12 protein-coding genes and 1 pseudogene are annotated in these 8,846 nt (G+C 71.3%); 9 read left to right on the top strand and 4 right to left on the bottom strand.

The features are described from left to right. Nucleotides 1-201 (top strand): annotated as a pseudogene (locus BXA10_RS25295) (C39 family peptidase); the annotation flags it as partial. A gap of 81 nt (nucleotides 202-282) precedes the next feature. Here BXA10_RS25295 and dusB read toward each other — a convergent pair. From dusB to BXA10_RS25275, 4 genes are all read right to left on the bottom strand, one after another. Continuing rightward, nucleotides 283-1,455, bottom strand: coding sequence for a tRNA dihydrouridine synthase DusB (dusB, locus tag BXA10_RS25290; RefSeq protein WP_076473335.1), 1,173 nt, complete (start codon nucleotides 1,453-1,455; stop codon nucleotides 283-285). Nucleotides 1,456-1,516: 61 nt separating this feature from the next. Continuing rightward, a complete protein-coding gene (locus BXA10_RS25285) occupies nucleotides 1,517-2,896 on the bottom strand; it encodes a glycine--tRNA ligase (protein WP_076473334.1) in 1,380 nt (459 codons plus the stop codon). 114 nt (nucleotides 2,897-3,010) lie between these two features. Next, the gene (locus tag BXA10_RS25280) at nucleotides 3,011-3,484 is read right to left on the bottom strand and encodes a hypothetical protein (protein ID WP_076473333.1); all 474 of its coding nucleotides are present in this window, start codon (nucleotides 3,482-3,484) and stop codon (nucleotides 3,011-3,013) included. A 102-nt stretch (nucleotides 3,485-3,586) separates the two neighbouring features. Continuing rightward, nucleotides 3,587-3,928 carry an antibiotic biosynthesis monooxygenase family protein gene (locus BXA10_RS25275; RefSeq protein WP_076473347.1) on the bottom strand — a complete coding sequence of 114 codons (342 nt, stop codon included), beginning with the start codon at nucleotides 3,926-3,928 and terminating at the stop codon, nucleotides 3,587-3,589. A gap of 27 nt (nucleotides 3,929-3,955) precedes the next feature. Between BXA10_RS25275 and BXA10_RS25270 the strand changes: the two genes are divergently transcribed. From BXA10_RS25270 to BXA10_RS31675, 8 genes are read left to right on the top strand one after another with little or no spacing between them, the layout of a single operon-like run. Then, a complete protein-coding gene (locus BXA10_RS25270) occupies nucleotides 3,956-4,213 on the top strand; it encodes a DUF6703 family protein (RefSeq protein ID WP_076473332.1) in 258 nt (85 codons plus the stop codon). A 54-nt stretch (nucleotides 4,214-4,267) separates the two neighbouring features. Next, nucleotides 4,268-5,224 (top strand): metal ABC transporter substrate-binding protein, encoded by a 957-nt coding sequence (locus BXA10_RS25265; RefSeq protein ID WP_076473331.1) that lies wholly within the window; start codon nucleotides 4,268-4,270, stop codon nucleotides 5,222-5,224. Next, entirely contained in the window at nucleotides 5,221-5,982 is a 762-nt protein-coding gene (locus BXA10_RS25260) for a metal ABC transporter ATP-binding protein (RefSeq protein ID WP_076473330.1), read from the top strand. The genes BXA10_RS25265 and BXA10_RS25260 overlap by 4 nt, the downstream gene beginning before the upstream one ends. 2 nt (nucleotides 5,983-5,984) lie before the next feature. Beyond that, nucleotides 5,985-6,857, top strand: a complete 873-nt coding sequence (locus tag BXA10_RS25255) for a metal ABC transporter permease (protein WP_076473329.1) — start codon at nucleotides 5,985-5,987, stop codon at nucleotides 6,855-6,857. Between the two features lie 43 nt (nucleotides 6,858-6,900). Beyond that, nucleotides 6,901-7,200: an ArsR/SmtB family transcription factor gene (locus tag BXA10_RS25250; protein WP_076473328.1), complete on the top strand. Its 300-nt coding sequence runs from the start codon at nucleotides 6,901-6,903 to the stop codon at nucleotides 7,198-7,200. A gap of 28 nt (nucleotides 7,201-7,228) precedes the next feature. Further along, the gene (locus tag BXA10_RS25245) at nucleotides 7,229-7,627 is read left to right on the top strand and encodes a Fur family transcriptional regulator (RefSeq protein WP_076473346.1); all 399 of its coding nucleotides are present in this window, start codon (nucleotides 7,229-7,231) and stop codon (nucleotides 7,625-7,627) included. 39 nt (nucleotides 7,628-7,666) lie between these two features. Continuing rightward, nucleotides 7,667-8,272 (top strand): hypothetical protein, encoded by a 606-nt coding sequence (locus tag BXA10_RS25240; RefSeq protein ID WP_076473327.1) that lies wholly within the window; start codon nucleotides 7,667-7,669, stop codon nucleotides 8,270-8,272. A 9-nt stretch (nucleotides 8,273-8,281) separates the two neighbouring features. Next, nucleotides 8,282-8,449: a hypothetical protein gene (locus BXA10_RS31675; protein WP_175649303.1), complete on the top strand. Its 168-nt coding sequence runs from the start codon at nucleotides 8,282-8,284 to the stop codon at nucleotides 8,447-8,449. Nucleotides 8,450-8,846: the final 397 nt, after the last annotated feature.

Below are 8,846 nucleotides of genomic sequence, written 5' to 3'. Positions count from 1 at the left end.
AACATCGCCGGCACCACCACCGACACCGACGGCAACACCCACTCCTTCGAAGGCGGCCACTACATCAGCGTCACCGGCTACCACGACGGCGGCAAGACCGTCACCATCGCCGACAGCGCCGACCCCAACATGGCCTCCTACCGGATCAGCGTCGACCACCTCGCCGACTGGATCGCCACCCGCGGCTACTCCACCAACTGACCCGGACCCAACCGAAAGGGCCGACCCCCACAAGGGGCCGGCCCTTTCGCCGTCTCCACGTCACGACCGATGTTGGACAGGTCAGCCGCCGGAATCGGCGAGTTCGGCGCCCTCCGGCACGGTGTCGTCGTCCCGGCTCGCGAGCCAGCCGTCGGGCAGGAAGACCTTGCCCGGCGAGTTGGTACGGCCACGTGGCTGGCCCAGCGTCTCCACCGGGAAGGGTACGGTCGGGTCGAGCTTGGCGAGCAGGTCGTCGAGTTGGGACAGGCTCTCGATCATCGCCAGCTCGCGGCGCAACTCGCCGCCGATCGGGAAGCCCTTCAGGTACCAGGCGACGTGCTTGCGGAAGTCGGTGCAGCCGTCCCGCTCGCCCCGGCCCGGAGTACGCTCGCCGGCGCTGAACTGCTCGACCAGCAGCTCGGCGTGCCGGCGCATGGTCGACGCCACCTCGCCGAGGTTGGGCAGCCGGCGTTCGGGGCGGCCGTTGAACGCGGCCTCCAGGTCGGCGAAGAGCCAGGGCCGCCCCAGGCAGCCGCGGCCGACCACCACCCCGTCCACGCCGGTGTGCGCGACCATCCGCAGCGCGTCGTCCGCCTCCCAGATGTCGCCGTTGCCTAGCACCGGCACGTCCAAGGCCTGCTTGAGGGTGGCGATCGCGTCCCAGTCGGCGGTGCCCGAGTAGCGCTGGGCGGCAGTACGCCCGTGCAACGCCACCGCCGCCACCCCGGCGTCCTGGGCGGCGAGCCCCGCCTCGACGTACGTCAGATGGTCGTCGTCGATGCCCTTGCGCATCTTGACCGTGACCGGCACTCCGGCGGGCGACGCGGCGTCCACCGCCGCCTTGACCAGCCGGGCGAAGAGCCGGCGCCGCCACGGCAGGGCCGCTCCGCCGCCTCTGCGGGTCACCTTCGGCACCGGGCAGCCGAAGTTCAGGTCGATGTGATCGGCGAGATCCCGTTCGACGATGATCCGCACGGCGGCCGCGGTGATCTCCGGGTCCGTGCCGTAGAGCTGGAGGCTGCGGGGCTGCTCGTCATCGCCGAAGGCGATCATCCGCAGCGTCTTCGGGTTCCGCTCGACCAGCGCGACGGTCGTGATCATCTCGCAGACGTAGATGCCGCCGCCCTGCTCCCGGCAGAGCTGCCGGAATCCGACGTTGGTGATGCCCGCCATCGGCGCCAGCACCACCGGCGGCCACACCTGGTGCCGCCCGAGGGTGAGTGGTCGCAGCGCAGGCAGGGTCGGGGCGGTCACCCGACAAGTGTACGGGGCCCCGGCGGAGGCTCTCGCTCGCCGCCGGGGCCCGCCTCGCAGCTCAGCAGCCGGGCAGGCGCTCGATCAGGTAGCGCTCGACCTGGTCGAGAGAGACCCGTTCCTGGCCCATGGTGTCCCGGTTGCGTACGGTAACCGCGTTGTCGTCCAGGGTGTCGAAGTCGACAGTCACGCAGAACGGCGTGCCGATCTCGTCCTGCCGGCGGTAGCGGCGGCCGATCGCCTGCGAGTCGTCGAACTCCACCACCCAGCGCTTGCGCAGCGTGGCGGCGAGCTCCTTGGCCTTCGGCGAGAGCGCCTCGTTGCGGGACAGCGGCAGCACCGCGACCTTCACCGGCGCGAGCCGCGGGTCGAAGCGCATGACCGTCCGCTTGTCCACGCCGCCCTTGGTGTTCGGCGCCTCGTCCTCGTCGTACGCCTCGAGCAGGAAGGCGAGCACCGCGCGGGTGAGGCCGGCGGCCGGCTCGATCACGTACGGCATCCAGCGCTCGTTCTTGGCCTGATCGAAGTAGGACAGGTCGACACCGGAGTGCTTGCTGTGCGTGGAGAGGTCGAAGTCGGTCCGGTTGGCGATGCCCTCCAGCTCAGCGAACTCGGTGCCACCGAACTGGAAGCGGTACTCGATGTCGACGGTCCGCTTCGAGTAGTGCGACAACTTCTCCTTCGGGTGCTCGTAGAAGCGCAGGTTCGCCTCCGACAGGCCGAGGTCGATGTACCAGTTCCAGCGCTCCTGGAGCCAGTACTCGTGCCACTTCTCGTCGGTGCCCGGCTCGACGAAGAACTCCATCTCCATCTGCTCGAACTCGCGCGTACGGAAGATGAAGTTGCCCGGTGTGATCTCGTTGCGGAACGACTTGCCGGTCTGCGCGATGCCGAACGGCGGCTTCTTGCGGGCGGCGGTCGCCACGTTGTTGTAGTTGACGAAGATGCCCTGGGCGGTCTCCGGCCGCAGGTAGTGCAGACCCTCGTCGCTCTCCACCGGGCCGAGGTAGGTCTTCATCAGGCCGTTGAACATCTTCGGCTCAGTGAAGGTGCCCTTGTTGCCACAGTTGGGGCAGTTCAGCTCGGCCAGCGAGGTCAGCGGCTTGCCGTGCTTCTCGGCGTACGCCTCCTCCAGGTGGTCGGCGCGGAACCGCTTGTGGCAGGACTGGCACTCGGTGAGCGGGTCGACGAACTCGGCGATGTGACCGGAGGCCTCCCAGACCTTCCGGGCCAGGATCACGGCCGAGTCCAGGCCGACGACGTCGTCCCGCCCCTGGACCATGGTCTTCCACCACTGCCGGCGGACGTTCTCCTTGAGTTCCACGCCGAGCGGACCGTAGTCCCACGCCGACCGGGTGCCTCCGTAGATCTCGCTGGAGGGAAAAACGAAGCCCCGGCGCTTGGCGAGGCTGACGACGGCGTCGATACGGTCGACTGGCATGTTTCCTCCTACGCCGGCTGGCGGTCGGCGGGGACGTGATGGGGACGGAACGAGCAGTTCGGGACAACGCTAGCGACGGCAGCGTCCTGAGCCCAGCAGAATACCGGGGCGGGTTCAGTTGATCCCGCAGACCTCCAGGCCACCGGTCTGCGGGTCCTGACCGAGGATGACCTGTTGCCGCTCCCGCCGACCACCCTCGAGCATCACGTCGACGGGCACGGTGAGGTTGTTGGTGTCGACGTCGCCGACCCGGTACGCGGTCACCTGCGGCTCCGCGGCCACCCGGCTCTCGAAGTCCGGCCGCGACTCGCGGCGCTGCGCGTCGTCGCAGAGCTGGTCGTACGCCTGGCCGAAGTTCTGGTCGACGAGCGCCTGGTAGTAGTCGGTGGAGACCGTGCGGCCCTGCTCACGGACCGCCTGCACGCCGCTGACCGCGAGACCGACCACTGCACTGCCGCCTCCGCCGCAGCAGAGCAGCACGGCCAGGGCACCGACCCCGAGGCCCAGCCAGAGCCGGGCCCGGCGACCCTCGGTGGGCGGTGCGGCGAACGGCGGCGACACCCCGGGACCAGGCGGCGGGGCGGGCACGGCGGGAGGTTGTTCTTCGCCGGGCGGCCCGGGCGGCGAGGGGTGCGGCGGTGGGGCTGCCGGTCCGGGATCGGTCATACGAGCAATCTAGTGCCCGCGGGCTCAGCGGTAAGGACCAGCGGCACGATCACTGGCACTGACCACCACCGCCCCGCCGGGCGCGGCGGTGGCGAGTGCCTCGTACGCGGACGGCTCGTCGAGCGACTGGGCGAGCAGCGGAACAGCGGCGACCTTGACCTCGAAGCCGCCGAGCGCCCGCCGGTACGCCCCGACCGACTCCCACTCGGTGACCAGGCACCAGTGCGTCGGGTCGTCGAGCGCCCGGACCAGTTGGCCGCGCAGGTAGCCGGGGCGGGCGGCCAGCGCGGTGAGGGCGGCGTGCGCGCGTTCGGTGAACTCGTCGGCGACATCGACGTCGACCACGAACCTGTTGGTCACCAGCACCGGCATCCTCCTCGTAGAGTCTGTGGGATGCAGCGTACGCAGAGCCCTGTGTTGGGCCGACTGGCCCGGGTGAACCCCACGGCGGTGTTCCTGATCACCCTGGCGCTGGTGCTGGTCGCCCTCTTCGCACCCGGCGTGATCGGCGGGGTGCTGCTGCTGGCGCTCGCCGCGGTCCTGGTCGCACTGCTGGCCACCACCTGGCCGGTGCAAGCGCCGCAGACGCGCCTGGTGCGGCTGCTGATGCTGACGCTGCTGGTGGCGGTGGCCCTGGTCAAGCTGCTGTGACATGCACTCATGCGTTTTTGACAATCATTATCGTTACGACGGACAGTTGGCGTCATGAACAACCGCCGCACCGTCCGCGCCCTGGCCGCCGCCACCACCGCCCTACTCACTCTCGGCGGCGCCGCCGCCTGTTCCTCCGGCGGGCCGGCCGGCGCCGACCCGCAGCGGGTGGACGTGGTGGCCGCGTTCTACCCGCTCCAGTTCATCGCGGAGCGCATCGGCGGCGACGCGGTCCGGGTCACCAACCTGGTCAAGCCCGGGGCCGAGCCCCACGACCTGGAGCTCACCCCGAGCCAGGTCGGCGAGGTCAGCCAGGCCGAGCTGGTCGTCTACCTGAAGGGCTTCCAGCCGGCGCTGGACGAGGCGGTCCAGCAGAACGCCGGCGATCGAGCGTTCGACGTCTCGACTGTCGAGCCGCTGCTGGACGCCACCACCGGTGGCCACCAGCACGACGGCGAGGAGGCCGAGGAGGAGGAAGCGGCACTCGGAGGCAAGGACCCGCACTTCTGGCTCGACCCGACCCGTCTCGCCACCGTCGCCGACCAGCTCGCCGACCGGCTGGGCAAGGCCGACCCCGACCAGGCCGCCAGCTTCACCTCCCGCGCCAAGGAACTCCACGCCGACCTGGCGAAGCTGGACACCGAGTACGCCACCGGCCTGAAGACCTGCGAGCGCCAGGAGATCGTGACGAGCCACACGGCCTTCGGCTACCTGGCCAAGCAGTACGGGCTGGAGCAGGTGGGCATCACCGGCCTCAACCCGGAGAGTGAGCCCTCTCCCCAGCGGCTCGCCGAGGTGGCCGAGGAGGCGCGGGCACACAAGACCACCACGATCTTCTTCGAGACTCTGGTCAGCCCGAAGATCGCCGAGACCATCGCGTCGGAGGTCGGCGCGAAGACCGCCGTGCTGGACCCGATCGAGGGCCTCACCGGCGACAGCGGCTCGTCGGACTACCTTTCAGTCATGCGTACGAACCTGCAAGCGCTGCGCACCGCGTTGGGCTGCTCGTGAACCCTCCCGTGATCGCCGTCGCACACGCGGCCGTCGGCTACGACGGCCGCGCCGTGCTGCGCGACGTCTCGCTCACCGTCACCGCCGGTGAGGTGGTCGCCGTGCTCGGCGCCAACGGCTCCGGCAAGTCCACGCTCATCCGGTCCGTGCTCGGGTTGGTGCCGCTGAGCGCCGGGTCGGTCAGCCTCTTCGACCGCCCGCTGCGCCGCTTCCGGCAGTGGGAGCGGATCGGGTACGTCCCGCAACGGCTCGGCGCGGGCGGCGGCGTACCGGCCACCGTCCGGGAGGTCGTGGCCGCGGGCCGGCTCGCCCGGCGGGGCATCCTCCGCCCGCCCGGCGCCGCCGACCGGGCCGCCGTGGACAGCGCGCTGCGCGCGGTCGGGCTCACCGACCGGGCGAACGACGCCGTCGCCACCCTCTCCGGCGGCCAGCAGCAGCGCACCCTGATCGCCCGGGCCCTCGCCGGCCGCCCCGAACTGCTGGTGCTGGACGAGCCGACCGCCGGAGTGGACGCCGCCAGCCAGGAGGCGTTCGCCGCGGCGCTGCGCGACTTCGTCACCGACGGCGGGACGGTGCTGCTCGTGGCGCACGAGCTGGGCCCGCTGCGGCCGGTGATCAGCCGGGCGATCGTCGTCCACGAGGGCGGCATCTGCCACGACGGCCCGGTGCCGGAGCCGGCCGGTCACCACGCCGAGCCCGACCACGACCACGTGCACCCGCACTGTCCCGACGAGCCGGCCCGGCTCTGGAGCATCTGACCATGGAACTCTTCCAGTACCCGTACATGCAGCGCGCCCTGATCGCGGCGCTGATCATCGGCCTCGCCGCGCCGGCGCTCGGGATCTACCTGGTGCAGCGCCGGTTGGCGCTGATCGGCGACGGAATCGGGCACGTGGCGCTGACCGGTGTCGGCGCCGGCCTGCTGCTCAACCGCTCCCCGGTGCTCGTCGCGGTGATCGTGGCGACCCTCGGCGCGATCGCCATCGAGCTGGTCCGCTCTCGTGGGCGCACCTCCGGGGACCTCGCCCTGGCGCTGCTCTTCTACGGCGGCATAGCCGGCGGCGTGATGCTCGTCGGGCTCTCCCACAGTCCCAGCGCGAACCTCAACGCGTACCTCTTCGGGTCGCTGACCACCATCTCGCCGGGCGACCTGACCACGATCGTGGTCCTCGGCGCGGTGATCCTGGTGGCCATGCTCGTGCTGCGCCCGGCGCTCTTCGCGGTCAGCCACGACGAGGAGTACGCCCGGGTCTCCGGTCTGCCGGTGCGGACGCTGAACATGCTGATCGCGATCACCACCGCGGTCACCGTGACGATCGCCATGCGGGCGGTCGGCGTACTGCTGATCAGCGCGCTCATGGTGGTGCCGGTGGCCAGCGCCCAACAGGTGACCCGCGGTTTCCGGACCACCATGACGGCGGCGATGGCGCTCGGCCTCTTCGCCGCCGGCTCGGGCGTCTGGGTGGCGGCCACCGCCGACACCGCCCCCGGCGCATCGGTGGTGCTGATGGCGATCGCCTCGTTCCTCGTGGTCGCGCTGGCCGCAGCCGGCTGGCGGGTGCTGCGCCGCCGGCGCGTGCCCGCGGCGGCGGCGCCGGCGGCCCCGGAGCCGCACGAGGTCGTACTTGGCTGACCGCGGCGGGCGCGATCCGGACGGAACTGGTTACCGTTACGGGGTGAGCGGCGGATCCGGCTACGACGGCTTCGAAGGTGCCAGCGAGCTGTTGCGCGCGCTGTCGGCCCCGATCCGGTTGGCCATCGTCAGCGAACTCGCCACCGGGGAGCGGTGCGTGCACGAGTTGGTGGAGAAGCTGGGCGTGACGCAGCCGCTGGTCTCCCAACACCTGCGGGTGCTACGGGGAGCCGGTGTGGTGCGGGGCTCCCGGCGGGGTCGGGAAATCGCGTACTGCCTGGTCGACGAGCACGTCGCGCACATCGTGGCGGACGCGGTCAGCCACGCCGGGGAAAGATCATGAGGCGGCGACGGGTCGGAGGTGTCACGTGGTGAGCGAGAGCAGCGCAACCCTGCGCAACACCCGTCAGCGCAGTGCGGTCAGTGCCTTGCTGGCCGAGGTCGAGGGATTCCACAGTGCGCAGGATCTGCACGCGATGCTGCGCACGCGGGGTGAGCGGGTCGGCCTCACGACGGTCTACCGGACGCTGCAGGGGCTCGCCGACGCCGGCGAGATCGACGTGATGCGCCCGCCGGGCGGCGAACACCTCTACCGCCGGTGCAGCGAGGGGCACCACCACCATCTGGTCTGCCGGGCCTGCGGGCGGACCGTCGAGGTCGAGGGCCCCGCCGTGGAGAGCTGGGCCGAGCGGGTCGCCGCCCAGCACGGCTACGCCGACGTGAGCCACACCATGGAGATCTTCGGCACCTGCCGCGGCTGCGCCGGCTGACCTCCCCAACCGGCCGCCGGCCGTGACACGCTGTCCGGCGTGAAGATCTATGCCGATCGCTTTCCGACCGCCGCCCGACAGTTCCTCACCGACCTGCTCGTCGTGGTCTGGGTGTACGCCGCGATCCGCGGCGCGCTCTGGCTGCACGATCTGGTGCAGAAACTCGCCGTACCCGGTCAGAAGCTGGAGGGCGCCGGCGGCGGGCTCGCCGACAACCTGGCCGAAGCCGGCGGCAAGGTCGGCCGGGTACCGCTGGTCGGCGACGAGCTGACCGCCCCGTTCGAACGCGCCGCCGGCGCCGCCCGGGCGCTGGCCGAGGCCGGCCGTGACCAGCAGGAACTCGTCGACCAACTGGCCGTCGCGCTCGCCGTGGCCGTGCTGATCTTCCCGCTCGGCCTGGTGCTCGTCGGCTGGCTGCCGCTGCGGGTGCGCTGGATCCGCCGCGCCGGGTCTGCCGCGAAGCTGGCCACCGCGCCGGCCGGGCGAGATCTGCTCGCGCTGCGCGCACTGGCCGGCCAGCCGCTGGATCGGCTGACCCGGATCGCGCCCGACGTGGCCGAGGCGTGGCGCCGCGGCGACGACGCCACCGTCGAGGCGCTCGCCGCGCTGGAGCTGCGCAGGCTCGGCCTACGGGCGGGCCGCTAAGGTCTTCGGGTGTTCTACTTCCTGGTCGTCATCGCCGTTCTGCTGCTCGGCTACGCCGCCGTACTGGTCAGCCTGGTCCGTAAGGGCCGTCGCATCCCGCCCGCGGCCTACCTCGGCCTGGCGGCACTCAACGGGCTGATCCTCGCGGCGGTCCTGGCCTGGGCCATCGCCCGCTGACGCTGCCCGGTGCCCGGCGGCCTCCCGCCGTCGGCGACCTCCCGGAACGGCGACCCCCGGGGATGGCGACCTGCCGGAACGGCGACCCCGGGGATGGCGACCTCCCGGGACGGCGTCCCCTCAGCGCGGCGTCCCCTCAGGGCGGCGTCCCCCAGGGCGACGTTCCCTGGGATCGGCGGACTGCGGGGAAGTGTGGCTCAGCCTGGAGGCAGGTCTCTCCAAAAGCCTGATACCTCAGAGGCATAAATATGCCTCTGAGGTATCAGGCTCATTTCAGAGATGCTTGTCCACCGCCGCGGCGAAAGATGCCGGCACGTCGTGCATCATGACCGGCCGTCTCCACGTGCTGCGCGACCGTCGTGACTGCGACCGGACGGTGCGAGCCGACCGCGGCGCA

This window comes from Micromonospora avicenniae, assembly GCF_900156065.1.
GTDB classification, from domain to species: Bacteria; Actinomycetota; Actinomycetes; order Mycobacteriales; family Micromonosporaceae; genus Micromonospora; species Micromonospora avicenniae.
Note: the sequence above shows the minus strand (reverse complement) of the source record. Positions and strands in the feature narration are given on the sequence as shown.